The 26,300-nt window shown below is 50.1% G+C and carries 22 protein-coding genes and 4 pseudogenes; 10 read left to right on the top strand and 16 right to left on the bottom strand.

Features of this window, described 5'->3' with window-relative positions; all coding sequences use genetic code 11:
- The first annotated feature begins 391 nt into the window (after nt 1-391).
- Nucleotides 392-1,498 carry an aminofutalosine synthase MqnE gene (gene mqnE, locus OCY70_RS02100; RefSeq protein ID WP_213430823.1) on the top strand — a complete coding sequence of 369 codons (1,107 nt, stop codon included), beginning with the start codon at nt 392-394 and terminating at the stop codon, nt 1,496-1,498.
- A 178-nt stretch (nt 1,499-1,676) separates the two neighbouring features.
- Nucleotides 1,677-2,750: an NAD(P)/FAD-dependent oxidoreductase gene (locus tag OCY70_RS02095; protein WP_213430822.1), complete on the top strand. Its 1,074-nt coding sequence runs from the start codon at nt 1,677-1,679 to the stop codon at nt 2,748-2,750.
- 28 nt (nt 2,751-2,778) lie between these two features.
- On the opposite strand, the gene OCY70_RS02090 is transcribed toward OCY70_RS02095, so the two are convergent.
- Entirely contained in the window at nt 2,779-3,033 is a 255-nt protein-coding gene (locus OCY70_RS02090) for a YuzB family protein (protein WP_213430821.1), read from the bottom strand.
- 90 nt (nt 3,034-3,123) lie between these two features.
- Here OCY70_RS02090 and OCY70_RS02085 point away from each other — a divergent pair, with 90 nt between their 5' ends.
- Entirely contained in the window at nt 3,124-3,369 is a 246-nt protein-coding gene (locus OCY70_RS02085; protein ID WP_006285354.1) for a NifU family protein, read from the top strand.
- A gap of 185 nt (nt 3,370-3,554) precedes the next feature.
- Here the strand turns inward: OCY70_RS02085 and OCY70_RS02080 are convergent, their stop codons facing one another.
- Nucleotides 3,555-3,839 (bottom strand): hypothetical protein, encoded by a 285-nt coding sequence (locus OCY70_RS02080; RefSeq protein ID WP_213430820.1) that lies wholly within the window; start codon nt 3,837-3,839, stop codon nt 3,555-3,557.
- Between the two features lie 290 nt (nt 3,840-4,129).
- On the opposite strand from OCY70_RS02080, the gene OCY70_RS35705 reads away from it, so the two are divergent.
- Nucleotides 4,130-4,249 (top strand): DUF6677 family protein, encoded by a 120-nt coding sequence (locus OCY70_RS35705; protein WP_306433982.1) that lies wholly within the window; start codon nt 4,130-4,132, stop codon nt 4,247-4,249.
- Between the two features lie 115 nt (nt 4,250-4,364).
- Here the strand turns inward: OCY70_RS35705 and OCY70_RS02075 are convergent.
- Nucleotides 4,365-5,524 (bottom strand): annotated as a pseudogene (locus tag OCY70_RS02075) (IS110 family transposase).
- A gap of 976 nt (nt 5,525-6,500) precedes the next feature.
- Here OCY70_RS02075 and OCY70_RS02070 point away from each other — a divergent pair.
- The 5 genes and pseudogenes from OCY70_RS02070 (at nt 6,501) to OCY70_RS35970 (ending at nt 9,228) form a co-directional block, all read left to right on the top strand.
- Complete coding sequence (locus tag OCY70_RS02070; RefSeq protein ID WP_449290012.1) at nt 6,501-7,007, top strand: tubby C-terminal domain-like protein; 507 nt, start codon at nt 6,501-6,503, stop codon at nt 7,005-7,007.
- Nucleotides 7,008-7,022: 15 nt separating this feature from the next.
- The gene (locus OCY70_RS02065; RefSeq protein WP_213430490.1) at nt 7,023-7,355 is read left to right on the top strand and encodes a LytTR family transcriptional regulator DNA-binding domain-containing protein; all 333 of its coding nucleotides are present in this window, start codon (nt 7,023-7,025) and stop codon (nt 7,353-7,355) included.
- Nucleotides 7,356-7,390: 35 nt separating this feature from the next.
- Nucleotides 7,391-8,295 (top strand): annotated as a pseudogene (locus tag OCY70_RS02060) (ABC transporter ATP-binding protein).
- Entirely contained in the window at nt 8,288-8,620 is a 333-nt protein-coding gene (locus tag OCY70_RS02055; protein ID WP_213430493.1) for a hypothetical protein, read from the top strand. Before OCY70_RS02060 ends, OCY70_RS02055 begins: the two are co-directional and overlap by 8 nt.
- Nucleotides 8,621-8,640: 20 nt before the next feature.
- Nucleotides 8,641-9,228 (top strand): ABC transporter permease, encoded by a 588-nt coding sequence (locus OCY70_RS35970; RefSeq protein ID WP_213430494.1) that lies wholly within the window; start codon nt 8,641-8,643, stop codon nt 9,226-9,228.
- A 35-nt stretch (nt 9,229-9,263) separates the two neighbouring features.
- Here OCY70_RS35970 and OCY70_RS02050 read toward each other — a convergent pair whose 3' ends face one another.
- The 12 genes and pseudogenes from OCY70_RS02050 to allC all read right to left on the bottom strand — a co-directional run.
- A complete protein-coding gene (locus OCY70_RS02050; RefSeq protein WP_213430495.1) occupies nt 9,264-9,470 on the bottom strand; it encodes a hypothetical protein in 207 nt (68 codons plus the stop codon).
- Between the two features lie 400 nt (nt 9,471-9,870).
- Nucleotides 9,871-10,575: a carbohydrate ABC transporter permease gene (locus OCY70_RS02045; protein ID WP_249725530.1), complete on the bottom strand. Its 705-nt coding sequence runs from the start codon at nt 10,573-10,575 to the stop codon at nt 9,871-9,873.
- Nucleotides 10,535-11,176, bottom strand: coding sequence for an extracellular solute-binding protein (locus tag OCY70_RS02040; RefSeq protein WP_261944555.1), 642 nt, complete (start codon nt 11,174-11,176; stop codon nt 10,535-10,537). Before OCY70_RS02040 ends, OCY70_RS02045 begins: the two co-directional genes overlap by 41 nt.
- Before the next feature lie 4 nt (nt 11,177-11,180).
- On the bottom strand, nt 11,181-11,564 hold the full coding sequence (locus OCY70_RS02035) for an extracellular solute-binding protein (RefSeq protein WP_261944554.1): 384 nt from the start codon (nt 11,562-11,564) through the stop codon (nt 11,181-11,183).
- 211 nt (nt 11,565-11,775) lie between these two features.
- Nucleotides 11,776-12,717 carry a carbamate kinase gene (gene arcC / locus OCY70_RS02030; RefSeq protein WP_213430496.1) on the bottom strand — a complete coding sequence of 314 codons (942 nt, stop codon included), beginning with the start codon at nt 12,715-12,717 and terminating at the stop codon, nt 11,776-11,778.
- Nucleotides 12,718-12,807: 90 nt separating this feature from the next.
- Nucleotides 12,808-13,482: pseudogene (locus tag OCY70_RS02025) on the bottom strand (DUF2877 domain-containing protein); the annotation flags it as partial.
- A 184-nt stretch (nt 13,483-13,666) separates the two neighbouring features.
- On the bottom strand, nt 13,667-14,926 hold the full coding sequence (locus OCY70_RS02020; protein ID WP_213430497.1) for a YlbE family protein: 1,260 nt from the start codon (nt 14,924-14,926) through the stop codon (nt 13,667-13,669).
- A 101-nt stretch (nt 14,927-15,027) separates the two neighbouring features.
- Nucleotides 15,028-16,788: an acyl-CoA synthetase FdrA gene (gene fdrA, locus OCY70_RS02015; RefSeq protein ID WP_261944553.1), complete on the bottom strand. Its 1,761-nt coding sequence runs from the start codon at nt 16,786-16,788 to the stop codon at nt 15,028-15,030.
- Between the two features lie 78 nt (nt 16,789-16,866).
- On the bottom strand, nt 16,867-17,916 hold the full coding sequence (gene allD, locus OCY70_RS02010; protein WP_213430499.1) for an ureidoglycolate dehydrogenase: 1,050 nt from the start codon (nt 17,914-17,916) through the stop codon (nt 16,867-16,869).
- A 131-nt stretch (nt 17,917-18,047) separates the two neighbouring features.
- Nucleotides 18,048-18,812 carry a (S)-ureidoglycine aminohydrolase gene (gene allE, locus OCY70_RS02005; protein ID WP_213430500.1) on the bottom strand — a complete coding sequence of 255 codons (765 nt, stop codon included), beginning with the start codon at nt 18,810-18,812 and terminating at the stop codon, nt 18,048-18,050.
- Nucleotides 18,813-18,835: 23 nt separating this feature from the next.
- Nucleotides 18,836-20,074 carry an MFS transporter gene (locus OCY70_RS02000; RefSeq protein ID WP_213430501.1) on the bottom strand — a complete coding sequence of 413 codons (1,239 nt, stop codon included), beginning with the start codon at nt 20,072-20,074 and terminating at the stop codon, nt 18,836-18,838.
- 64 nt (nt 20,075-20,138) lie between these two features.
- Nucleotides 20,139-21,305: pseudogene (allC, locus tag OCY70_RS01995) on the bottom strand (allantoate deiminase); the annotation flags it as partial.
- Nucleotides 21,306-21,465: 160 nt separating this feature from the next.
- On the opposite strand from allC, the gene OCY70_RS01990 reads away from it, so the two are divergent.
- Nucleotides 21,466-22,656 carry an IS4 family transposase gene (locus OCY70_RS01990; protein WP_261944552.1) on the top strand — a complete coding sequence of 397 codons (1,191 nt, stop codon included), beginning with the start codon at nt 21,466-21,468 and terminating at the stop codon, nt 22,654-22,656.
- Between the two features lie 1,889 nt (nt 22,657-24,545).
- Here the strand turns inward: OCY70_RS01990 and OCY70_RS01985 are convergent.
- Entirely contained in the window at nt 24,546-26,216 is a 1,671-nt protein-coding gene (locus tag OCY70_RS01985) for a PucR family transcriptional regulator (protein ID WP_249725636.1), read from the bottom strand.
- Nucleotides 26,217-26,300: the final 84 nt, after the last annotated feature.

Genomic DNA, 26,300 nt, shown 5'->3' with positions numbered 1-26,300 from the left:
CCTCCTTGTAGTATTAAGTATACCCATCCCGCCGCATCGTTACAAGAGAACGATTCCCCGTTCGCCGCTATCCCGCATCATGTATTGCCCCTTCTGGTAGGCAAGAGTATAATGAAGGTGACTACGGAAGCTGTGATATGTTTCACTGAAAGCTCCGACGGAATTTACATTTCGCCGAGGAGTTTTTATTTTGTTCGGAAATGGATCGCGCCGGCCCGCCGGCTGGCGCAAGACTGCTCTGCCGGGCAAGGCGGCCATATGCCGCACGCCTGGCGGCAACCGGCCTCTCGGTTCCGATGCGGACTCCCGCATTTGCGCAAGTGCCGATGGGATGCCCGCAGCCGGATGCCAGTGACGGACAGGAGCAGATGAATGAGAAGGAGGCCTGTGCATGACAACGGTCATCGCCCGTCATGCGGATACCCGCATGGCCGAAATAGTGGACAAGGTCGAGCGTGGGGAACGCTTGACGCTGGAAGACGGTGTATATTTGTATGAGACGGACGACTTGTTGACCTTGGGCCAATTAGCGAATCTCGCCAATTTGCGCAAGAACGGGAAGAAAGTATACTTCATCGAGAATATGTCTCTCTATTTTACCAACGTCTGCGAAGCGCACTGCGCCTTCTGCAATTTCCGCAAGGATCAGGGACAAGAAGGAGCGTACACGCTGTCGGGGCAGGAAATGATCGATTATGTCGACCAGCACATCCATCCGGGTGTAAGGGAATTCCATATCGTCGGCGGCCATAACCCGCATGTGCCGTTCCAATACTATGTCGATTCCTTGCGCGTGCTGAAGGAGAAATACCCGCAAGTCACGCTCAAAGCGTATACGGCTGCCGAAATCGACTTCTTCACCCGCATCAGCGGCTTGAGCATCGAAGCAGTGCTGCGCCAACTGATGGACGCCGGTCTGGAGTCGCTGACGGGGGGCGGCGCGGAGATTCTGTCGGATGAATACCGCAAGAAGATGCGCGTGGAGAAGGCCGGTGTCGACCGGTATCTGGAGGTGCACCGCACGGCGCATCAGTTGGGCATGAAGACGCACACCACGATGCTCTACGGGGCGATCGAATCGCATGAGGATCGGGTGCGCCACATGATGAAGATTCGCGAATTGCAGGACGAGACGAACGGATTCCAGGTCTTCATTCCGCTCTCGATGCAGCCGAAGAGCCCGAAAGCGAGCATCAAGCGGCGCAACTCCGCGTACGAGGACCTGAAGACGATCGCGATCAGCCGTCTCATGCTGGACAATGTTCAGCATATCAAGGCGTACTTCATCAACATCGGCACGCAGTTGACCCAGGTGGCGCTCACCTTCGGCGCCTCCGACGTGCACGGCACGCTCGTCAAGGAGCGGATCAGCCATGCCGCAGGCGCGCTGACGCCGGAAGGACTGACGCGCGACGAGTTGATCTGGCTCGTGAAGGGCGCAGGCCGCATTCCGGTGGAGCGAGATACCTTCTACAATGAAGTGAAGGTTTACGAGTAGCATGGGTATCGCAGGCCAAGCTATGGATTTGGGAGATAGGAACAGAGATAAATAGATAAAAATAGACAGGCATCATTGCACGAGCAACCCGTTTTCAGGAGAGGAGCCATACGACGTAGGCGCTGTCGATGACGGCACTTTATCTATTATTCCGGCATCATAGGGGGAAGTCGAACGGATGAAACGATACGTCATATTAGGTGGCGGTTACGGAGGATTGGCCATTATTCAACGGTTGTTAGAGGGCGAGCTTCCCTCTGACGTACAGCTTGTATTGATTGACCGCATGCCATACCAGGGATTGAAGACCGAGTACTACGCGCTGGCGGCCGGGACGGTTCCGGATATCGATATTCGCGTATCCTTTCCGATCGATCCGCGCGTCCAGCTTCATTACGCCAATGTCCAAGCCATCGATTTGGACAACCGGCTGATTCATTTCGAGCATGATGACGCCATGGCATACGATTATTTGGTGATTGGCCTGGGCTGCACGGACAAGTACCATGGCATTCCCGGCGCGGAACAGTTCGGCTGCAGCATTCAATCGCTCTCCAGCACGAGGCAGACCTATCAGCGCTTGAACGACGTCAAGCCATACGGGCAGGTCAGCATCGTCGGAGGCGGACTAAGCGGGGTCGAGACGGCGGCGGAATTGCGAGAGAGCCGTCCCGATCTGAATATCCGGATCCTGGACCGGGGCGGACGGGTGCTGTCCGCCTTCCCGGAGAAGCTGTCCCGCTACGTATCGGATTGGTTCCGTGAGCATGATGTGGAGCTCCGCTCGCATGTCCACGTCAGCCGGCTGGACAAGGGCGTCATTTATAACCGCACGGAAGACAAGGAAGAAGAGATATTGTCTCACGCTACGGTATGGACCGCCGGCATACAGCCGGTGGAGGTCGTCCAGGCGCTTCGGGTGCCCAAAGATCCGCAAGGGCGCGTGCTGCTGAATGCGCACCATCAGATTCCGGATTATCCGAACGTATTCGTGGTCGGCGACTGCGCCAGCTTGCCGTTCTCCCCGAGCGCGCAAGCGGCCGGAGCCCAAGGAGAGCAGATTGCCGATGTCATCAAGGCGATCTGGAAGAACGAGACGCCGCATCTGGGTAAGATCAAGCTCAAGGGCGTGCTCGGCTCCCTCGGCAAGAAAGCAGGCTTCGGCTTGCTCGGCAAGCGCACGATGGTCGGATACGTTCCGCGCGTCATCAAGAGCGGCGTGCTGTGGATGTCCAAGCAGCATTTCGGATAACCGCGAGACAAGAATGGGAGCAGCGGCGTCAATCGGCGTCCGGCTGCTCCCATGCTTTTATTTCCCTGGCTTTCTCCATAATCGCATCATATAATTGCTCCGCGGTCTCCGCGGCCACCATTTCCCCGTTCACATAAGCATATGGGAACAGGAAGCACTCTCCGCAATTGCCGAGGCAGCCGTATTCGATCACATCGACATCCGGAAGATCGGCGAGCCGCTTCATCAACTGGTCCGTTCCCTGATGCATGTTATTCACGCATATTTCTATGATCGGACGCATAGATGTTTCCCCGCTTTCATGTCGTGCCTTTGATTTCGATTAGCTTTATAATATAATAAAAGGAGCATGGATGAAAGGAGTTGGCGAAAGATGAGTGAACAAACACAGAACAGCATGTACGATGAAGTGCTGGAAGTGCTCGATAAACTGCGTCCGTTCCTGCAGCGTGACGGCGGGGATGTCGAATTGGTCGATGTCGAGGACGGTATTGTCAAATTGCGCCTGATGGGCGCATGCGGCAGCTGCCCAAGCTCCACAATTACCCTCAAAGCGGGTATTGAACGCGCATTGGTAGAAGAAGTGGAAGGCATTACGGAAGTCGTTCAAGTGTTCTAATTGCCCTCCCAGCATGGACAAGGGATGCACCGGCCTGAAGAGGCCGGCGGCATCCCTTTTTTGTGCCTATGGCCGGAGCCATCCGCTATTTGAAGGTCGAGGTTGGCCATAACTTAATCCGACATGATATGAAGTAACGCCGATGACGACGCCAACATCATCAGTTATAGATTATAGTGTGATGATTACAGGATAGATGAAATGTCCCACAGGGCTGAAACGACTTTTGTAAGTTTAGCAGCCGGAACAAATGTAAGAATTAATTGGCCCAAATCAAGAATTGCGCCGCCAAGATCTGCCCAAGAAAAATTGCCGTCAAAGGAACGATAAATGACTTTAAGCTTGAACGTAAGATTATTTAATAGATGGGCTACTTCACCGGCAATATTAAATTTACTCTTGATGACGTTGACAATAGATTGTGCAACACCTGCTTCACCCGTTCCAGATACGAAAAAATTGTATAACATTTAGAATGTCTCCTCTCACAAGATTAGTTGACGTCGTCACAACAAAGTGTAATACATGTAAAATGGATAAATTGGAATTTAAACCATAAATACGGTTTATATGCTTAAAAGTATGCTATTTCGGTGGGAAAAGAGAAAATCCAACCCAATTTGACGAAAAAATACCAAAAAATACTATAGTTTTCATTTGAGTAATTAGACCTATTTACAAACCGGCCAGTGATGTATAACATAACGTTAAAATCAATTAATTTTGTATTATTTTGAAATGAAAGGGAATATTATGTAATATGAAGAAAAAATGGATGGCTGGCGTCTTGTCTTTTGTTTTTCCGGGCCTAGGACATTTGTATTTAGGAAAAGTGCAGAAAGGATTAATTTTTTCTGTGAAAATCCAAACGCACTCATGAACGATTATCGTCTTTAAAAAGCAGCAATTTTCTGAGAAATGACCATAAGATGCCCGGTCCACCTTCTTTGAAGGGGCCTTGTTTAAAATCGCTATGTTTCGTCAATGCTGTAAGGTTAGTTGATCTGCATGAGTGGTGCTTGTGGTCCACCTTCGATGTAAATTTGTTTGTTCTTCAGCATGTGGTAAGCAATGATAAGTATCTTACGTGAAATGGCAATGCAAGCTTTTTTCTTTCCTCGTCGTGAAGCAATCTTCCAGAACTTTGTTGCCAAGACCGTGTTTCGTGAGCGAGCGATTGCCCAAGACGCTTCGCATAGTGTCACTTTTGCATGAGGATTGCCTTTTACGCTTTTTGTACTTTTTTTTTGCCTGCACTCTCGTGGTTGCCGGGTGCTACGCCAGCCCAAGAGGCAAGGTGATCTGCGGATGGAAATTGCTCCATATCGGCCCCGATTTCTGCAAGGAGTGCTGCAGCTGTTCGTTCGCTAACACCTGGAATGGTCTGAAGCAGTTCGTACTCCGTCCGATAGGGCTCCAAGTGATCGTTAATTTCGGCTTCCAACCGAGCAATGGACTTCTCTAAGTATTCGATATGCTCCCAACAATCTTTAATCAATCGAATTTGATGCGGGGTCATCGTGCCAAAAAGAGAGTCAGTAACTTCACTTTTTTTGTTCTTGATCGAACCCTTGACGCTCGCTTCAACATCTTCCGCGTCAACGTAACCTTTTTCGATTAAGCGTTGCAACAAACTGCGCCCGGATACACCGAATACGTCTGAGATGACACTGCCTAGCTTGACGTTACCTGCTTCAAGATACTTCTGGATTCGGTTTTTCTCCGCTGTTAGGGAGCCGATTCGTTTTTTTCGAAGTCGGCAGAGGTCCCGTAGCTCCCTTAAGTCCTCGGATGGCACAAAGCTGGGCTCAATTAGACCGACTCGAAGCAGCTTCGCGATCCATTCGGCATCACAAACATCCGTCTTGCGGCCAGGAACATTCTTAATGCGCTGCGCATTCGCCAGTACGACGGTGAAGTAGCCTTCAAGGATGTTGTAGACAGGTTTCCAATAGATTCCCGTGCTCTCCATTGCGATGTGTGTAACGCCTTGGGACTCCAGGTACTTAAGCAGTTCGAAAAGATGTTTGGTCATCGTTCCAAAGGTTCGGATCTCGCTGTGGGCCTCCCCCGCAGCATCTGTGGTCATCACACAAACGACGATTGTCTCTTGGTGAACGTCCATTCCAGCACAGCGTTCAAGCAATACTTCCATCTTGGCTTCCCTCCATAACTGAAATACATGACGGCGGATGAATTCGAGCTTGAGCATTTTTCTGTTCGCGGTTCTCTGATTGGGCATACAGAGCCAGCACAGGTTTGTACACAGAACTCATCCTCAACAGTTTATTTGTCGGGGTTACACCACCATTAAAAAGAACGTGTTTCGCGTCATGTAGTAGCAGTATGGGAAATAGGTCCGACCACTAAACCCTCGCTATTTTCATGCTAGGTTTGCGAACGAGAGTTCATGAATGTTTATTTTTTTGAACATCATCTCTATTTTATTGTCTTCATTCGTGATAGGATTGTTTGCCATGCTCATTATATGGATATACGCTATAATAGATGCTCTTAGGTTAACGGATAAAATAAATATGAATATGAATAAAATTCAGGTATAAAACGGATGAAAGGAAATAGGACATTTACCATCTTATATTTGCTTTGTTCGTTGATTTTTATTGTTGTTTTTAATATACTCGCCTCCCCTTCCTCCTCCTCGATAACTAAGCAAATACCAGTAATGGGGTTAAGTGAGTTTCTATTTATCTTTTTAAATAATCTTGCTTATACTCTTGCAGGTTTTTTATTATCTTTTGTTGGACTATCCCTGATATTTATCATTAAAATTCCCCTAATCATCGCGCAGGGAGCGCATGAAGCAGGGATAAATCCTGTAATTTATTATTTTTCCTCATTTACCCATGGCTTCTGTGAGTTACTTATCGGTTGCATTCTTCTTAGTTTTACGCTTAGCCATATAAACCTATTATTTCATTACGCCAAAGGTGAGGTGAACCGGATACACATTTCTTCTTTCTATAAGAAAGCACTGAAGTATCTCCTTCCAACGGTAAGCATGATAATTTTGATCAGTGCATTCCTTGAAGTATATGTTTCAAATCCCTTAATCAAAGTTCTTTTATAAAAAACAGCAAAGTGGTGAGATAATGTCTCATTAACAGTTTATAAAGCCAATTCTTCGCAAGAGCCGAAAAAAAATCGCAATAACGGATTTTAAAGGCAATAAAATAGGCAGCATTCAACGAATATACAATAGTGGGCTTCATTTTATTTTTGATAATATTTTTGATGAATTTTGGGTTAATGTAGAAGTGTTTAATGAAGACGAAAAGCCTGTAATCAAGGCTTCTGAAGTTTTTTCATTAAAAACAATTATTAGATCGGAGTGGAACGTTTTTTCAGATCACTTTGGAAAGTTCATATTAAGGGATAAAACAAGAATAAAGTCAAATCCATGTTTGGAATTCACCATTAACAATACTGTTTATCAATTAAAGAAGGATTTCGCTGATAGAGTAACACGTTTGGAAAAATCAAATAATGAAATAATAGCCCTGGTTACATACGATAAGCTGGTTCCGCCTCAAACTATTACTCTCGAAATCATGAATGATGAAATGGATATATATACATTATCGTGTATTTATTATTTATTCACATTGAGAGATTAAGGTGGAGGAGACGAGATGTTTCAGATAAATAACGGGAAACTAATAATTAAGAAAAAAAGAAATATTGACTTCATTGATTTATCAAAGGTTCTATTTATTGAAAGATTTAATAATAAAACTTATATACAAGTTGCCGATAAAAATGAAATTGTTGTAAATGTACCCCTAAAAGATCTGGAGGGAGTTCTCCCTCCCAATTTCAAGAGATCCCATCGATCTTTTATAGTTAATAAAGAATATCTTGAAGGGTTAAAGCTATTGAATGAAAAAACATATGAAGCTAATTTCCCTAACGATAAGCAGGCTTTAGTTTTAAAGCAACATGTAGAGTATTTTTTAAGGAGTTAGCAGGGACGTTTACGGAAAAGAGGGGGAGACAGAGAATGGCGTTGAACGTAAAGAATCTTACGAAAAGAATTAAAAATAAAGATTTAGTAAAAAATGTTACTTTTACTGTAGAAGCCGGCACAATTGTCGGTTTATTAGGACCAAATGGCGCCGGAAAAACGACAACAATGAAGGCCATTATGGGATTAACCTCATTTCAACAGGGGGATGTAACAATTTATGGCAAAAGTATTACCACCCATTTTGAAGGTGTAATTCGTAAAATTGGAGGCATAATTGAAACTCCGGGATTTTACCCCTCGCTTACAGGGAATGAAAACTTAATATATTATGCTAAACTATCCAAATGCTCTATTCATGATGTTAAGGATATCACAACAAAGTTAGGTTTAACGCAAGTATTAAAAAAAAAGTAAAGAACTACTCACTGGGAATGAGGCAACGATTAGGAATCGCACAAGCACTAATTCATAAACCTTCCGTTTTAATTTTAGATGAACCTTTTAATGGCCTGGATCCAGAAGGAGTTAAATCAGTTAGGACATTATTTCAGGAACTTGCTGCCAAAGAAGGAGTGGCCATCCTTCTTGCAAGTCACCTTATGTCCGAAATTGAATTATTTTGTAATAGAGCTATTATTATGAAAAAAGGGGAAATAATTGATGATTTTAGTTTGAGAGATGTTGGCCAAATGCCTAGTAAAACATCTTTCTATGTCGATGACATATTTCATGCTCTGTCTCTTCTTCATTCGACAGGTCACGATGTTCAACTCGATCCTTTAAATAATAAGCTGACCATATCAATAAAACGAGATTCCGTTCCCGAGTTTTTAGCCTATTTATTAAATAATCAAATCAAAGTTTTTGAGGTTAGGCAGGAAAAAAACACATTAGAAGAACGGTTTATGAATGTCGTTGGAGGGAATACCATTGAGTGATGTCACACTTTTAATAAAGGGTGAATTATATAAATTTTCAAAAAACAAGAAATTATGGTTATTTTTAATCTTTATTGTTGGTGTCATTTCTATTTCAGGCATAATAGCTAAAACTGAGCTAGACACAAAAACAAGAGATTGGAAGGTATATATAGAAAAACGGCTTCAAGATAATTACGCCATTCTATCACAACTTGAAAATGATGAGACAAATGGAAAGTATAAAAAGAAATTAAATGAATTAATAATGTTAGATGAATATTCTCTTAACAAAAATATTCCTCCAATAGAAGACTCTTCTGCCATAGGTTTCGTAAATCAGTAACTTGGATTATTAATGTAATCATGATTTTTTGTGCGAGCAGCATTATTGCAAACGAATATGCTTGGGGAACTATCAAGTTTCTAGTTATACGACCTTATTCAAGAAGTAAAATTCTAATTTCGAAATTTTTGACAATACTCATACTTAATTGTTTTTGTTATATGATATTGATGATATATTCATTTATAGTTGGTTTAATAATTCACGGATTCGAATTTAACCATTACATCACGCTCAATTTTAAACATGAACAAGTGGCAGAGCAAAACATTTATTACGTAATCATGAAAATGTACTTATACAATTTTATTCCTAATATTTCTTATATATGTTTGGCCCTGATGGTGTCAACCCTTTTAAAATCAAGTGGTGTAGCTGCTGCTGTTTCAATATCCATTTCTACTTTTGGTGGAATTCTAGCTGCTTCTATAAGCATGTATCCATTCGCAAAGTATGTGCTCTTCGTAAATACGGACTTAGTAAAATACATACAAGGCACTGCTTCGATGCCATGGGAAACTGAATGGTTTTCAATTACCATTATTCTGCTTTACAGTTTTTTATTTTTTATACCTTCCCTATATATTTTTAAGAAAAGGAGTATATAATCAACAAGGCCCGCATACGATACATTGCATATTTTTTACTTATGTTGGGATATTTCCGAAAAAATTTGCCGAAAAACATCTTCATTTAGCGTAAAATGTGCGGATTTAAAGTTCTCTACATTTATTTCTATTGCAATCTCTTTTTCTTTCTTCTTCATAGTGAGAAGTGCATTTTTTTCAAAGTCCCTAACTGTAATTAGCAGGTTTCCCTTTCTATCAATAGCTTTTTTGAACTGTTGCAATATGATCAACTCCCTATTAGGTCAATATGTTTCCCCTATTACCGCGACTCCTTCAATTGCTCATCCCTTATACAAAGAAACGGGAGAAACGGTGAGATGGTTTGCAGCCTTTTCCGCATGCGAGATTTGGGGAAAGGTTTCAGTTAATCTAGATTGTTACATAAATGAGCAACGATTTGCAACTTTTAGATTTGCTGGCGCATAAGTTTATTAACATATAATGCCTCCACTTTGCGTATATTGCCGGCCTCAGCCCACGGCGTTCGTTGCCCCCTCCACATAAAAGGCATTACGGAAGTCGTTCAAGTGTTCTAATTGCCCTCCCTGCATGGACAAGGGATGCACCGGCCTGAAGAGGCCGGCGGCATCCCTTTTTTGTGCCTATGGCCGGAGCCATCCGCTATTTAAAGGTGGAGTTGGCCATCGCGGAGACGATATGCTTCTGCATGAACGTGAACAGAATGATAATCGGCACAATCGCCATGACGCTGGCGGCCATAATGATATGGAAGTACATCGCTTCGTCGCCGGCAATCGAATCGCGCAGCATGCTGATGCCGACGGTAAGGACGCGCATGTCATTCGAATTGGTCATGATGAGCGGCCAGAAATAAGAATTCCAGGCGCCAATGAATTGCAGCACCGCCAGGGTGACGACGGTAGGCATCGTCATCGGCAGCAGGATCCGGTACAGCAGCGTCAGCCGCTCGCCTCCGTCTACCCGAGCGGCTTCCAGCACATCGTTGTTGACCGATTTGAGAGCTTGCCGGAGCAGGAAGATGCCGTAAGCGGATGCCCCGTGCGGAATAATCAACGCCCAGAACGTATCCAGCCAGTTCAGCTTCGACATCATGACATAGACTGGGACGAACGTCACCTGATCCGGCACGATCATGGCCGCCAGCACGAGGAAGAACAAGACTTCCTTGCCGCGGAAGCTGCCTTTGGCGAACGCGAACGCGGCCAGCAGCGCCACATTCAGCTGCAGGACGACGATGCCTGCGGACATGAGAAGCGTATTGCCGAAGAAGCGCGCATAAGGAATGATCCGGAACGCCAAGCAGTCATGAACTGAATTTCCAGGCGTCTTCCCGCTTCTTGTCATCCTTGATGCCGTCCATCATGACGATGCCGGCGCCCCCGATATTCGAGGTGCGCTCCTGATCTCCCGGCAGGAAGGAGACGCCGACCTCGAAATTGGCGTTTTCGCGGTACATCTTCAGCATGGCCGGCGTATGCTGCACCATGGCGATCTCGCCGCCGAGGAACATCTGGCGCATATTATCGGACGCGCCCTTGCCGTAGCCCATATGGACGACGCCTTCCTTCAGCCAGCGGTGGAAATTCTCCACATACCGGAGCGAATCCGGCGTCTGAACCGCGGCTTCGCTTCCGTCTTCAGTCAGGATATGGCCGCCGCCGTTGATAAGCCACGGATCATAATACCAGGTAACCCAGCCCGGCACCGAGAAGGCATAGCGGGTCGTCTTGCCGTTCTCCCGCTTGGCGGCCTTCGCGTTGAAGGCATCGATCTCGCTCCATGTCTGCGGCGGCTCCACCCCCAGTTCATCGAGCAGCGTCTTGTTATAGATGAATACGCTCGTGCTGACGATCAGCGGGAAGCCGTACTGCTTCCCTTGATAGGCATACGCCTCAGCATCCCGGAGGCGAAATCGTCCAGATCCACCTTGTCCCGCTCGATCCAAGGCGTCAGATCGGCGAACACGCCGCCCTCGGCGAAGTTCGGAAGCGAAGCGACCTCCATATGTTGGTCACGTCAGGAACGTCATTGGCCGCGACCGGGGCCTGCAGTTTTTTATGTAGATCCCCATATCCTCCCTGGTAGACGGCTTCGACCGTAATATGGGGATATTTCTTCTGGAACGCCGCGATCTGCGCGTTCAAGCCTTTGAGCTGGGCTTCCGCATGAGCGTGCCAGTATTGAATGGTTACCGGTGTCGTGTCATCCTTCAAGCCGGCAGGCGGCGCCTTCACATCCGCCGTCGTTCCTGCTCCTTCACCGCCGGAGCACGCTGTCAGGCTGATGGCGAGCATGCCGGCCAGCAGTGGCCGCAGCCATGATTTCATATCCATTTCGTAATCAAGCTCCTTGCCTATTTAATGTACGGCCCTATTGTTAACGGACGATGATCGGATTGTAAAAAACTTGTAAGGAAAAATTTGTGCTGCCTATTCCACTGTATTCAGCGGGACGAGCGGTGATGCAAGGCTTGTACCGGAAACAAAAAGGCTGCGCAAGCGGTCGTCCCCCGCTTTACGCAGCCTGTCGGTTGCCTGCATGATATTATAATGAAGAAATATGCGTTCCGGCCGTTCCTTCAAGAGCCAGAGCGGCATCGTCAAGCGAGCAGATGATGGCGTGCTTGCCAAGCTCCGCAAAGGCCACGGCGGCCTCCATCTTCGGCCCCATGCTCCCGCTGGAGAAATGCCCTTCCCGCACATATTGCTTGGCTTCCTCGGTGCCGATATGCCCCAGCGCCTTTTGCTCGGGCTTGCCATAATGAATATACACATTTTTCACATCGGTGACCATCATAAAAATATCGGCGTTCGCTTCCTCGGCCAATTTGAGACCGCTGCGATCCTTGTCAATGACTGCCTCGACGCCGGTAATCGTGCCGTCCGCGGCCTGCACGACCGGAATGCCTCCGCCGCCGCAACCAATGACAATGGCCCCGCTTGCGACGAGCTTCATCATTGTATCCGCCTCCACAATCGATTGCGGCTGCGGCGAAGGCACGACGCGTCTCCACCCTCGGCCCGCATCTTCCTGCATGTTCCAGCCTTTGTCCCGCATCAATCGCTTCGCTTCTTCCTCGGTATAGAAGACGCCAATCGGCTTCGTCGGGTGGAGGAACGCTTCATCCTCCGGGGATACTCTCGTCTGAGTGAGCACACTGACGACCTGCTGCGGCAAGCCCCGCTTGCGCAGCTCGTTTTTCAAGCATTGATCGAGCATATATCCGATGAAGCCCTGAGACTCTGCGCTGCACACGTCCAACGGAAAAGGCGGGACAACCTCTTTCGCTTCTTCATTTTGCTGCAAAATCAAACCTACCTGCGGGCCGTTGCCGTGCGTAATAATGACTTCGTAGCCCGCTTCCACGATATCGGCAATTTTCTTGCTGCTGCTGCGCACATTGGCAAGCTGGTTCTCATAGGTCGCGGCCTGATGAGGCTGCAAGATAGCGTTGCCCCCAAATGCGATCACAACTCGTTTTGACATGTTCTTTTCATTCCTCCTAAGGGCCATGATGGCACTGGCGATCCCGAATGCCGTATCGATTCCGGAGCTATGTCCGGTCTGAAGCATTTGCTCAACATCGGCATGGAGCTGATCTGCATCTTCTATATCTTCCTTGACTTCCTTATCTCCCATATCTTCCCTTACCATCGCGTTCATCACCCGGGTGACCTTGTCGCTGAAGCGTCCATGCAGCGCATGGAGCAAATACGCTCTGCTGACATCGGTCGTGATGGCTTCTCTCTCCACCATATGACGCAAGGCGGCCACACACGCGGGATGAAATGCGCCGGTTAGCTTGTGGACGGCCAGCACGCCGACGAGAAAGTCATCTCCCGACGGCGTCAATCCCGGCCCGCGCCCGAGAAAATAGCGCAAAGGCCCCACGGCCGCCTCAACCTCGCCGGTCAACAGGGCGTCAAGCAACTGATCCGCCTGCCGCACCACCACATACTGCGGTTCATCGGCCCGATAATCATTGGCAAGAAAGCGGTCCCATTCCACACCGAGGCCGGTCGGCACGCCCCAAACGAGGCAGGTTTTCAAAAATTCGTCTACGTGAAACAAATCACGAACAAAATGATACCGATCCGATCGGATTTCATCCAGGAACGGCACGGCCTGCGCCAGATCAAGCGTCAGCGGACCGCCTGGATGGAGAAAGCGAATCGTGTCCGCCCCCCCGGCCACGACGGTGTCATCGAGCCGGACATGGCGGCGCAGCCTTTTGACGCTGTCCTGCCCCATATGGATGCCGAACGGAAGCCTGCCGTTCTTCGTTGTGCCGACAAAAATCAACGCGTCTCCCAGCGCCAGGTTGATGCCGTTCTCGAAGATGCTGTGGACGCGGCCCGCCGGCCTCCGGGCGAGGAGCGCCCCAAGCCGGGCGTCCATCTCCTCTCCCTTGAGACAATACGTATGCTGCGGCGCGTTACAGAAGTCCGAGCTTGGCCGCATACGCTTCCAGCGCCTTCTCGAAGCATTCCACAGGCGGACGGACCGTGCCCGCGCCGATCTGTCCCACACCCGGCTCCTTATGCGCGATCCCGGTGTTAATGACAGGCGTAATTCCGGTTTCTACGACCTTTCTCGCATCGATGCCGAGGCAAATGCCGCGGAAGTTCCAGGTTGGAACCGTAAAGTTCGGATTTTGGTCGATGCAGATCTCGACCATCTCGTTGCTCGTCGCCAGCGCGTCGTGGAATCCGCCGGCCCCGACGAAGCGAGTTACGCCCGGAGCGGCAATCATCGCCATCCCCCCGACGCCGAATGTCTCCGTAATCGCGCTGTCGCCGATGTCCGGATTGGCGGCCTCTTGCGAGTAGCCGGTGAAGAACAGCCCCTGCGGCGTATTGACCGGCGCGGTGAACCATTCGTCGCCCATGCCGCTGATGCGGATGCCGAAGTCGCGTCCGTTCCGGCACATCGCGGTGACCACCGTACCGGCTTCAATCGTGCGCGCTCCGTCCATCACGGCCTTGGACGCTGCCATCATAATATTAAGGAAGAACTGATCCGTGTCCGCCAAAAATTTGATGACGCTCTGCATCTCTTGCTTATCCATATCGAGACTAACGATATAAGGGCTGATTTCCTTCAAAAAGACAAGCGAAGCGGCGATGTTGCGCTGATGGAATTCGTCCCCCATCGTAATCGCCTTCGCGATCATGACATTCAGATTAAGACCTTCCTCCGTCGCCTTCAATGCGCGGGACAGCGTCGGGCCGAGCACGTCCCTCATCCATCTCAGGCGCGTGATGACCTCTTCCGAATAAGCGCCGAAGCGAAGCACCTTGCCGATGCCTTCATTCATAATGCAGTACGCTTCATTGCCTTCGGAGCGGTTATTGACGACGAAGACCGGCATATTGCCGGACGTGATGCCTCCCATCGGTCCGACAGCCTTTACATGGTGGCACGGAATGAAGCGGATATCGCCCCGTTCCAGCATGGCGCGGGCCTCAGCTTCGTCCTTCGCCCAGCCCTCGAATAACGCGGCGCCTACGCATGAGCCTTGCATCGGTCCCGTCATGTCTTGGTAGGCGATCGGCGGACCTGCATGCAGCAGCGTCTTGCCTTCCAGTTCCGGAATGACGGTATGGGCCGGCACGGCATCGACGAGGAACGGCGTGCCGCCGGCAATCTTGTCAATCACCGCCTGATTGGCTTCATCAATCGTATTAAATTTCATTTATAATTCCCTCCCAGCTGTTCGTCTGCGGCGTCGATGGTCGTCATGGACGCGGTTCACAGGAGTGGATGTATCGTCCACTGGAAAAACGTCACCAGATATTAATTCGCAAACCGGTACTCGTTCAATAGCTTTAATACGCGCTGCATCTTCGCGCTGCCGCCGGCAACCGGACGCCAATCATACTGAATCGCCGTGGCTCCGCTTGCAAGGATGGCCTGCGTGAACTTCTGCAGCCCCACATTGATGACGGACGGCTTCCCGCCAAGCAGCGCTGCGACAGGCGCGGACGCGGAGGTCTCTTCCGGCATGACCGCTGCCGCCGGACGGTGCGTCTTCGGCGCGTCCTCCAGGCTGAGGTTCATCATCGCCAGGACCGTGCGCACCGCTTGATTATTGCTCTCCTTCACCAGCACGCCCGCCTCTTCGAACTTGCGCTTCTGCTCGGCATAAGACTGCGGATCCTGCTGCGTGCCGCACAGGGCACCGACAAAATACAGGTTGCGCCCTTCCTCCTTCGCCTTGGCCGTTGCCTTCGCAATCGCCGGCGCGAGCACGCTCGCCATATCATCATGGCCGCCGTATCCAAGCACGACGTCGAACAGGATGACCGCCGTCGCCGGATCGTGGGCCGCCTTCTCGATATGCTGGATCCGGGTAGCCGGATCGATCATCGGGTGCGGCTTGCCCTGCGTATACATGTCATCGCCCAGATCGACAATCGCATGACCGTTCGATTTGAGGACGTAACCGTCTTCATGAATGAGGCCGTCCTTCAATTGAAGCGCATCCGCGATAAGCATGGCCGCTTCAGCATCCAAGGTGCCGCCGGCATACAGGCCCTGAATCGAGGTCTGCCCCGGTTGCAAATCCATCTTCGGCACCTCGAGCGGCACGCTGTACAGCGGCTGCACATCGGCGCCTTTGGCGAGGTCGACCGCAATTCTTGCCGCTTCCTCCAACGTATAGGCCTGATAGACATTGCCTTCATGCGCCGACGGCTTCTCACCCAGGAACAGGGTAACCGCCGGCTTCGACAGCCCTTGCAGCTGGCGCACGACCTGATCGCGCACCTCCTTCGCCGGCGGCTTGGACACGATGACGATCACCTCGGTCTGGTCATTGTGCTCCAGTCCGCGGATGCCGTCCAGCATCGTAATCGCCCCGACCGTCTCCGAGAGGTCGCGCCCGCCAGTGCCGATCGCATGGCTGATACCGCCGCCCATGCGGTCGATAAGCGTCGTCACCTCTTGAATGCCTGTCCCCGAGGCGCCGACGACGCCGATATTGCCTGCCTTGACGCGGTTCGCGAAGGCAAGCGGAACCCCCCACAGTATCCCCGTGCCGCAATCCGGACCCATGACGAGCAGCCCTTTGTCATGCGCCTTCTGCTTCAGCTTCAGCTCTTCCTCCACAGGCACATTGTCGCTGAAAATAAACGCGTGCAGGCCGTAATCGAGCGCTTTGTCCGCTTCCGCCGCCGCGTATTGGCCCGGTACCGAAATAATCGCCAGATTGGCGCCCGGGTTCTCCTTCAGCGCACGCTCCCACGAGCGTACGCTCTCGAGCGAGGACGAAGCGGAGCTAACCGATTGGTCGCTTAAAAAGCTGTCGACCGCAGCGAGGATTTCATCCAGGTTGCTCTGCTCCTCGGCATCGATGACGATGCACATATCATTGGCTCCGGCCTGCTCCAGCTCATCTGTATATAAGCCGGAATTGTTCATAATGTCCTTGTTGGCCGGCGTCCCCATCATGATCGATGCTTGCTTGACGCCTTCCAGCGACGAAATATGATTCGTCAGAAGCATTAAGTTGACGGAATCTTGATACGAATTCTTTTTAATAATCGTATGCAGCATTCTAGTTCACCTCTGGTTGTCCGTTCGAAGTGGATGATTACTCTCTGAAAAGGTTGGTTTCCCTATTCAGCGGAAACGTCACTTGGCAAACGGATCTTTATGGTCGTACGCATTGTTATGAATGACATCGGATACGAGATAGTCATAGATCTCATCCACAATCTCGATGCCGTTCGCTTCGTTTTCCTGTTCAATCAAGTCATAATTCTGGCCCGGATACAACACCTTCTCGAAGCCAGGAGCCGGCTTGATGCCGTTCAGATCGCTCATCGTCTTCGAAATATTGCGCCGGAACGCTTCCAGATCGGTAAAGAAGGACGGATCGATTACGATGTGAAGCTGGCCCAGGTTCCGGCCTTCGGTCAAGTCATGATACATGGAGCTGACCTGGTTCCCGAACGGCAGTCCGAGCAAAATGCCCGACAGCACATCGACCATCATCATCAAGCCGTACCCTTTCGGTCCGGCAATCGGAAGCAGCGCGTTCACCTGGAACGGGTCGGTCGTTGGCACGCCTCGTTCATCGACGGCCCACGTCTCCGGAATCGACTCATGCTTCGAACGGGCATGCAAAATTTTCCCCCAAGCCTGAACGGTCGTTGCCATATCGAAGGTCATGAGCGCGTTCCCTTCCCCGGGCGCGGCGAAAGCAATCGGGTTCGTGCCATAGTAAGGCTCGGCCCCGCCGAAAGGCACGACCATCGGATCGGACTGGCATACCGAAATGCCAATCAGCCCTTCCCGCGCCGCTTGCTGCACATAATAGGACAGGGAGCCGCTATGTCCGATTCGCCGTACCCCGACGACGGCGACGCCATGCTCCTTCGAGATATTGACGGCCTCTCCCATCGCCAGCTTGGCTGCCACATGCCCCGCTCCGTTATCCCCGTCGAACACGGCGGAGCATGGCCCCGTCTTCTTGAATTCGAATTGGGGATTCACGTTCGTGCCGCCTTTGGCAATCCGCTCCGCATAATATTCGACCCGCATGGCGCCATGCGAGTGAACCCCGCGGACATCGGCATGAACGAGCACTTCCGCCACCACATCCGCATGCGCGGCCGTTAGTCCGGCCCGGGACAATTTTGTCCGGATCAGCTCATGCAATTTCTGTTTGCTTACTCTCATGTCCATTCCCTCTCTGGCTTGTATTCCGCCTTCCGCCTGCCGCCGGGCGGAGCAAGCTCCAACCGGCAGCGGGGAAGGCGGTGTCTGACGACCTGCTTCTCCCATAGGAAGGTTGCGCTAGCCTGCTTCTCCTACAGGGCAGCGTCCCGGTTGCAATCCTTGGAATACAAGTAGGCGAACGGCTCTCTGCCTACTGCGTAGGTCGCTTGCGGCACATAAGGCCCCATATAGAGATAGTCTCCTTTTTTGATCGGAATCCATTCATTGTCCAGATTGTAGACGCCTTCGCCGGACAGCATAATCGCCCCATGCTCCTGATAATGCGTCTCTACGAATGGATGGCAGCCGCCTGGCTCGAACGACAAAATATGAAAGTTCATGTCGAAGGCAAGGTCGGTTGGCAGCAAATCCTTCAGCTTGACGTTCGCCATGTCGTCGTAATCCACCGCTTCCAGCTCATGCACATTCCCCGACACGACCCATGGAAGGGAGCTTCCCTCCAGCGGCGCATATTTCTGCTTGTACAGGAACAAGCGTGTATCCTCTGCCTGCTCGTTCTCCAAGTACAGCTTCACGCCCGGCGGGCAATACAGGTAGCCGCCTTCCTGGAGCGAGAACGATTGATCGTCCGCCGAAGCCTTCACGCGTCCCTCCATGCAGTACACGAACGTTTCCACGCCGGCTTCGCCGAAGCCACGGACGTTCTTCCCGCCCTCGTGCATCGTCACGACATAATCGACGAATTTGGCGCCAAGCCGCGGCGATGCCAGAATCGAAATATCGCATTGCTCGAAGCCAGGAACCGTATTTTTGACCAACCCCTCCGGCGGTATCAAGGCAAAATTGCCGCGCTTGATGATGGAACGGCTAGACAACAAGTCTTTTGGATAACCCATACTGCACTCTCTCCTTCTTCTAATTAAGTCGTCTGTGGCGTCTTCTTCATATTAGCCACGAGCATCACGGCCGACCCGACCAAGATAATGATCGTCGCCAGATAGAAGCCCAATACTTTACTGCCCGTCGCGTCGGAAATAAGACCGGTAACGAACGGAGCTACGACCGATGACATCATGCCGAAAAAGTTGAAAATTCCGAACGTAGACCCGACCCCTTGCTTCGGCGCGATATCCGCCACATACGAGATTAAGATCGGCTCGACGGCCAGCTTGCCGAGGAAGCCGTACAAGATAAGGCAGACGATAAGCAAAGTGGTCGTCTGGACCGAGACGGTCAAGTACAACATCACCGCAGCCAGCAGCTCCAAAATGATGATAAACGTAACCTTCTTATGCATGAACTTGTCCGACATCCGGCTGAACAGCAAGGCGCCAGGCACTGCGCTGAACGCAACCAGAGCGGCCGCGAAGCCGATCGCGGTCCCTTCGAAGCCCCGTTCATCCTGCAAATACGACGGCAGCCAGGTCACGATCATGTAATATCCATAGCAGGTCGCAAAATAGAGCACATAGGAGGCGACCATCTTCGGATTGGCTAACAGCCGTTTAAATGTCGCCTTGTCTTGGTTCTCGGCGCCCGATGTCTCCACAGCCGTTTTCGACTGCGGCGTGTTCTTCTTGATGTTTTTGGCAAAAACCAGCATTAAGCTGAAGGCCAAACCTGCCGTAATAAAGAGCAGCACCCGCCAATTCCAGCCGGCATCCTTCACCAGGAAGCTCGAGCCAATAAGGCCGATGGCCATCCCGATGGCGGAACCGCTGTTAATGATTGCCGTGGAAATGCCCCGCTTCTCCTTCGGTATCGTCTCCGACGAGATGGAATAGGCCGGGCCGTAATAAGTGCCTTGCCCCAACCCGGTAATGAAGCTCGCGACCAGGATGAACATGAGTGAGGTCGAGAACCCGACAAGAATTGCCCCTAAGGTGAACAAAATAAATCCCGGAATGATGATCGTCTTCCGTCCGAACCTATCTGCCAGCAATCCCGACGGAATTTGCATCATCGTATAGGCGAAGAAAAATACACTGAAGATGAGGCCCATGCTAGCATCTGACGTTACATGTAAATCTTGTTGAATTTCGGGAAGAATCGGATTCAAGATGGTCCGGTAGATCCAAATGACCGTCCATCCGAGACAAAGCATGACGATGACTTTTTTCCAATATTCCCACTTGCCCTGTTGGCTGACGTCCCTCATAATTCTCACTCTCCTCAGCGCAGATCGAATTGTGCCTGTCTGCTTGTCCTGTCTTCAATGCCTATCATGCTTGATACGCCAACTCATGCAGAGCGTAGGTCAAAGCGCGAACCCCGTCTGCCAGATGCTCCGGACTCGTATACTCTGCCGGATTGTGGCTAATTCCATTGCGGCTTGGAACGAACAGCATGGCCGTAGGCACAAATTTCGCCATAATCTGAGAATCGTGACCCGCTCCGCTGTGCATCAGCTTGAACGGAATGTTATGCGACCGGCACTGCCGCTCCAGTACGTCGAGAATCCGTTGATCCATCGGGACCGGATCCTCGTCCATCCACATATCTACCTTCAATTCCACGCCGATGGCTGCGGCGGTGCGCTCCATCAGCTCCGTCACTTCATCGGTGAACCGGATCAGCTCCGCTTTGTCCGTATGGCGGATATCGAGCGTGAACAAGGCCTTGCCCGGCACGACATTGACCACATTCGGCTTGACCTCGATCTTGCCGACGGTCGTCACGAGCGGATCGCCATGCTCTTGGGCCAGGTCCAGAATCTGCTGAATCATCCGGCCTGCCGCGTGAACCGCATCTTTACGGTAACCCATCGGCGTCGTGCCGGCATGGTTCGCCTCTCCCGCAATCTCGACGGTGAAGCGCCGATGGCCGACGATACTGTGAACGACGCCGACGGACAGGCCTTCGCGCTCCAGGACGCTGCCCTGCTCAATATGCAGCTCGACAAACGCTTGAATATCGGTCCGCGGCTTCACCGGTTCCTGGCGGAACCCAAAGCCTGCTTTCTCCATCGCTTCCGTGAAGCGCACGCCTTTGAAGTCGGCGATGTCCTGCACATCCTCCTTTTTGGCGATACCCACGACATTTTTGCTGCCCCAGAACGTATACGGGAAGCGGCTGCCCTCTTCTTCCGCGAACGAGACCACTTCCAACGTGCGCAGCGGCTGTCCGTACTTTTCCTTCAAGGTCTTCATCGCCAACAACGCGGCGAGAATGCCATATTGCCCGTCATACTTGCCGCCGTTCAACACCGTGTCCACATGAGATCCGCTCATAATCGTTTCATCCGGGTACTGGCTTCCTTCCAACCGCCCGAACAAATTGCCGACCTCATCGTAATACGTGGTAAAGCCTTCTGCTTGCATGTACTGCTCCAATGCTTTTTGCGCAGCCGTCCACGCTTCGGAATAAAGCAGGCGCGAGACGCCTCCAGCCGCACTAGCGTTGCATCAATCTTTTTACGAAAATTTCTATCCCATAAGTCTCTATATTTGTAACTTATTGAACTATATTCATGGACAAAAATAAAGAAATCTCCTATTGTTGAGTTACCCTAACGTTATCCATAAAACGCCTCAACAAAGGAGATTTCTTATGGATAACGTACCGAATCATAACGTCATTTGTCAATGCCTAAAATGGTTACATGTCCATTCTACTCGACACGAGTCATTGGATTACCGGGCCCAAAAGCTGTTTGTCGGCTCTTCGACACTCTTATTTGTAGAGGCACAGCTTCAGCAACGAGACTCATACAAAGTCATGTCAGAGCATGTAGCGGCTAATCCTGAATTTCAAGATCTTCTGGGTCTCAAGAGCATAAGCGCTTCTCAACTATCGCGGAAGCTGAAACGGCTGCCTATGGAGTATCTTCAGACGCTCTTTTTCTCGCTCATTGATCGAATCAAGCAACTTACAAAAGGGAAACGCGGCATTACGCCTGGTATTGGGAAACTCAAGCTAATCGATTCATCGGGAATTACACTACCTCCCATTCTCGCGAAATGGTCCTATTGTTCCAAAAGTAGCCATGGCGTGAAGATGCACACCTCCTTGGTCGTTGCGGACTCCAAAACGATGTATCCAGACAAGATCGTCGCTTCAACCAAAGATGTAGCCGATCATGAAGTCGTGTTGGAATTTACAGTGGATAAAGATGCGACCTACGTGATGGACCGAGGATACCAGGTATACGACCATTTTCAGAAATGGGTAGAGGATAAGATTAAATTTGTTTGCCGCGTCAAGCAAAAGAGCCGGTTAACGATCATCAGAAAAAGAGACCTCCCCAAAAGGCAGAATGGGTTTATCCTTGATGCTGATGTGACGATGCCGGAGCTGCCAGCGGTTCTGCGTTTGATTGAGTTTAAGGATGACCAAGGGCGTACCTATCGAATTGTAACGAATCGATTTGACTTATCCGCACATCAAATTGCCGAGATTTATCGAAATCGCTGGCATATTGAGTTGTTTTTTAAATGGGTCAAGCAGCATATTCGATTGGTAAAACCCCACGGTTATACGGCCGAAGCGATTTGGAACCAAATGTATATTGCTTTAATCGCGTATGCTCTCTGTTTGCTGATTAAATTAACACTGGACTGTAAAAAGTCGACATGGGACCTCCTCCAGTTGATTCGCATCTATGCGGAAAAACCATGGGAAAATTTGATCGCTGCACTCAACCGCAAGCCGACTCGAACATCTAGAGGTCGACCAAAGCGAAATGGGAGACGTCCGAAAAAGGCAACAAAGTCGATGAAACCGAGACTGATTGTGACGTAATGACAAACGAAAACGATTTTTACATATAATGGATAACGCGTAGGGTCTGTTTCCAGCTCGACTTTTTTAGACTTAGCGCGGACATCGCAAATGTAAATATATATCATATATTGATGTTAATTGAAATTAGATTATGAACTAACCGCTCGATGCAACGCTAGTGCTCCAGCCGGGTCTTCACCGAACTGGCTCAGCCATTCGACAAGACGAACCGTTTCCGTTTGGATATTATCCATGACCATATCTGTCCTTTCTGTAAGATGTGCGCATTATCCAAGCGGGATAAACGGCGTGCCGCTTATCCGTGGCCCAACCTTAGCTGTTCAAACCGCCCACTGATCAACTTAAAATCCCTGCAGGTGTGACCTTTTGAACTCGCATAAATAAGGTCGATTTTTGCTTGCACCTTGATTGTAAACGCTTCAAAAACGAATAACATCGAAACATGTCGATAAAAAACACCCCTCCTTTTTATCCACTTCGGATAAAGGCCACAAAAAAGCGGCTTTCCTGCAGGTGGAAAGCCGCCAATCGGTTACAGAATTCACAGGTGTAGCACCCTTCATCTGTATTTTGTGATTTCATCATAAGTTTCCCATTTGGTCAGATGTGCGTTCCGGCTCTTTGCACTACTCTCCCGTTGGGGCAGGTTCGACCTCCGTTTTGGCTCTTTGCACCATTCTCCCACTGGGGCAGGTTCGACCTCCCTTCCGGCTCTTTTGCACCACTCTCCCACTGGGGCAGGTTCGACCTCTGTTTCGGTTCTTTGCACCATTCTCCCACTGGGTCAGGTTCGACCTCCCTTCCGGCTCTTTTGCACCACTCTCCCTCTGGGGCAGGTTCGACCTCTGTTTCGGTTCTTTGCACCATTCTCCCACTGGGTCAGGTTCGACCTCCGATTTGGCTCTTTGCACCACTCTCCCACTGGGTCAGGTTCGACCTCCGATTTGGCTCTTTGCACCACTCTCCCACTGGGTCAGGTTCCACCTCTGTTTCGGTTCTTTGCACCACTCTCCCACTGGATAAGGTCCGCCTGAAGGGCTAATGTCTTGGGTGCCACTGAGCAATCAACAGCCTGACTATCTATGCTGCAAGCAAGGATAAAGGGACCATTTTACCCAAGTCATGCGTGCAAGAACCTAGCTCTGAGTGCTGGGGATCCTGCATATAAAGGCAGCACGCAGATGCATCCTGAGACCTTTGGGAGTTTGCTATTAAGGAACTGCACATCTTCGCCTTCCTGACTCGATGGGAGATTGCTCATAAGAACCTCCGTGCACTTACTCTTTCCTGACCAACGGGGAGTTTGTTAATAAGGAACTGCGCCCATCTAACGCCTTCTGACTCGATGGGAGACTGCTCATAAGAACCTCCGTGCACTTACTCTTTCCTGACCAACGGGGAGTTTGTTAATAAGGAACTGCGCCCATCTAACGCCTTCTGACTCGATGGGAGACTGCTCATAAGAACCTCCGTGCACTTACTCTTTCCTGACCAACGAGGAGTTTGCTATTAAAGGAACTACGCACATCTACGCCTTCCTTACTCGATGGGAGATTGGTCAAAAGAACCTCCGTGCACTTACTCTTTCCTGACCAACGAGGAGTTTGCTATTAAAGGAACTACGCACATCTACGCCTTCCTTACTCGATGGGAGATTGGTCAAAAGAACCTCCGTGCACTTACTCTTTCCTGACCAACGGGGAGTTTGCTATTAAGGCTTTACGCACATACATCTACATTCCTGACTTGTATGGGAGATGGTAGTAAGCGGCGTCACATCATATACGAGATTCGAATGTCGAGACGCCAAAAACTCCGCTTGCAAAGAGCTCGTTGCTCTCCTAAGGCGGAGTCTGGCTGGGCAAAGTGACAGTATGCTGTTTTGCTTACACGCCCACAAGCTCTGGATGCGATGCGACCGGATGATCGTTGAGCAAGACGAGAATTTTCAATCCGACTTGGACCGACAGCATCTCATCCGGGTCATCCATATCCATGCCGGTAATCTCCTTGATCCGTTCAATCCGGTAGGTCACGGTCTTATAGTGGACGTAGAGCTCCTCGGCTGTTTTGGCGGCATTTTGATGATGCTCCAAAAACGTCTGCAGCGTTTTGATTAAATCATCCCGGTTCGGCTGTTTGTAGGCGAGCAATTTTTTTAACGAAAGCGGAATGAACTTCGCCAGTTCGTCGGCATCTTCGATTTGGCAGAGCAAGCGGTATATGCCCAAATCCGAAAAGGCGGAAATCGCGGAATTGCCATTAATCAATGTCCCAAGCTGCAATGCATCTTGGGCTTCCTTATAGCTCCGGGGCAGCTCGGATATCGAATGGGCCGCGTTCCCGATGCCAACCTGCAGATCGATGCTTTGAATACGTTTGCAAAATGTGTGCTGGATATTCCTGGCTGCCGCCTTTATCATGCGCAAGGAGGCTGTTTTATCCGCTGGAGGAGTCTCGATTCCCCACAGTACAACGAGCTGATCGTTACGTATCCGGATAGTGCCTTCCGGCAGCTCCCGCTGAATCATATCATACAGCAAGCGCTGATATGGATGATGAAGACTGTACAGATCCTGTTCCTTCTCATCGTGACCATCCATAATCTGGAGCCGGAACAGCACGACAACATAGGTCTTGTTCAAATCCCAGCCAATCAAATTGGCCCTCTGGTATACGCTCTGGAGCGATTCGATCTTGGCGTTCAGCAGATCATCGATTAAGTCGTCTTTGAATTTCATCTCCACTTCGGCTACGGCATACTGCTTTACGAGATCGAGCGACAAGGAGGTGGCTGCGTTTTCAATGGCAATGAAATCGAGCGCTTCCACGGTTTTGCGCGTCTCATGGATAACGAGATGTATCTTGATATGGTTTACTGTTTCTACCGGAACAACAAGATGCCCGCACGTCCGGTTCCCCCATTCCGGGTAGAGCACGCGCTGCCGGTAACAAGCAAATTCCGTATCGATGCGGGCACCATCCACTTCCTCGTGATCCAGCACCTCAAACTGCACCAGATCCGGATCGGTTGCCGATATGGGATAAAAGTTCCGGTCATATAGAGTAACCGGGTTGCCAATCAGTTTTTTCAAGGACATGATAATATTTTCCGCACCTTTATTGGCAAGCGTAAGCGCGATAAATCGGTCATGGACTTCTTTAAAATACTTGAGCTTTACCACTTGTTTGTTAAAAAGTAATTCCATCACCGGATACATGATTTCACGATAAGGAATTTGCTTCGGGATTTGAATGACAGGCAGATGAAGCGTCTCAGATGCTTCAATGATGCCGGATGGAATATCATGAACGAATCGCCCCGTCTTGATAACGAGAGCGCTTACTTTCTTATCAGACAACTGCGCCATGAAGGTCTGCTGCTCGCTATAATCGAAAGATTGGAGCGGGTACAGACTGGTCAGCAGCAATTCTCCCCCGTTGATCCACTCGGCGATATCCGGCGCTTCAATTATTGTCACTCCGCGAACAAGGTTGTTCAGACCCTGCTTGCCGCTGACGACGAACGCTTGCTTCAATGTGTCGATCTGTAACAAATCCTTGACCCTGAATTCTATGATGTCCGCCTCCTCTCGGTATAGAGGTAGATTCGTCGAGCGAAGAAAAGCCAATATCGATTT

The organism is Paenibacillus melissococcoides (assembly GCA_944800085.1).
Lineage (GTDB): Bacteria > Bacillota > Bacilli > Paenibacillales > Paenibacillaceae > Paenibacillus_B > Paenibacillus_B melissococcoides.
Note: the sequence above shows the minus strand (reverse complement) of the source record. Positions and strands in the feature narration are given on the sequence as shown.

Bases quoted from the DNA above. Each gene is read 5' to 3' on its own strand.
- fdrA (WP_261944553.1), bottom strand. From the start codon at position 16,788: ATGCTGCATACGATTATTAAAAAGAATTCGTATCAAGATTCCGTCAAC.
- OCY70_RS35970 (WP_213430494.1), top strand. From the start codon at position 8,641: ATGATTTTTTGTGCGAGCAGCATTATTGCAAACGAATATGCTTGGGGA.
- OCY70_RS02045 (WP_249725530.1), bottom strand. From the start codon at position 10,575: ATGACAAGAAGCGGGAAGACGCCTGGAAATTCAGTTCATGACTGCTTG.
- OCY70_RS02065 (WP_213430490.1), top strand. From the start codon at position 7,023: ATGTTTCAGATAAATAACGGGAAACTAATAATTAAGAAAAAAAGAAAT.
- OCY70_RS02080 (WP_213430820.1), bottom strand. From the start codon at position 3,839: ATGTTATACAATTTTTTCGTATCTGGAACGGGTGAAGCAGGTGTTGCA.
- OCY70_RS02085 (WP_006285354.1), top strand. From the start codon at position 3,124: ATGAGTGAACAAACACAGAACAGCATGTACGATGAAGTGCTGGAAGTG.
- OCY70_RS02020 (WP_213430497.1), bottom strand. From the start codon at position 14,926: ATGAAATTTAATACGATTGATGAAGCCAATCAGGCGGTGATTGACAAG.
- OCY70_RS02095 (WP_213430822.1), top strand. From the start codon at position 1,677: ATGAAACGATACGTCATATTAGGTGGCGGTTACGGAGGATTGGCCATT.
- mqnE (WP_213430823.1), top strand. From the start codon at position 392: ATGACAACGGTCATCGCCCGTCATGCGGATACCCGCATGGCCGAAATA.
- OCY70_RS02035 (WP_261944554.1), bottom strand. From the start codon at position 11,564: ATGGATATGAAATCATGGCTGCGGCCACTGCTGGCCGGCATGCTCGCC.
- allE (WP_213430500.1), bottom strand. From the start codon at position 18,812: ATGGGTTATCCAAAAGACTTGTTGTCTAGCCGTTCCATCATCAAGCGC.
- arcC (WP_213430496.1), bottom strand. From the start codon at position 12,717: ATGTCAAAACGAGTTGTGATCGCATTTGGGGGCAACGCTATCTTGCAG.
- OCY70_RS02000 (WP_213430501.1), bottom strand. From the start codon at position 20,074: ATGAGGGACGTCAGCCAACAGGGCAAGTGGGAATATTGGAAAAAAGTC.
- OCY70_RS35705 (WP_306433982.1), top strand. From the start codon at position 4,130: ATGAAGAAAAAATGGATGGCTGGCGTCTTGTCTTTTGTTTTTCCGGGC.
- OCY70_RS01990 (WP_261944552.1), top strand. From the start codon at position 21,466: ATGGATAACGTACCGAATCATAACGTCATTTGTCAATGCCTAAAATGG.
- allD (WP_213430499.1), bottom strand. From the start codon at position 17,916: ATGAGAGTAAGCAAACAGAAATTGCATGAGCTGATCCGGACAAAATTG.
- OCY70_RS02090 (WP_213430821.1), bottom strand. From the start codon at position 3,033: ATGCGTCCGATCATAGAAATATGCGTGAATAACATGCATCAGGGAACG.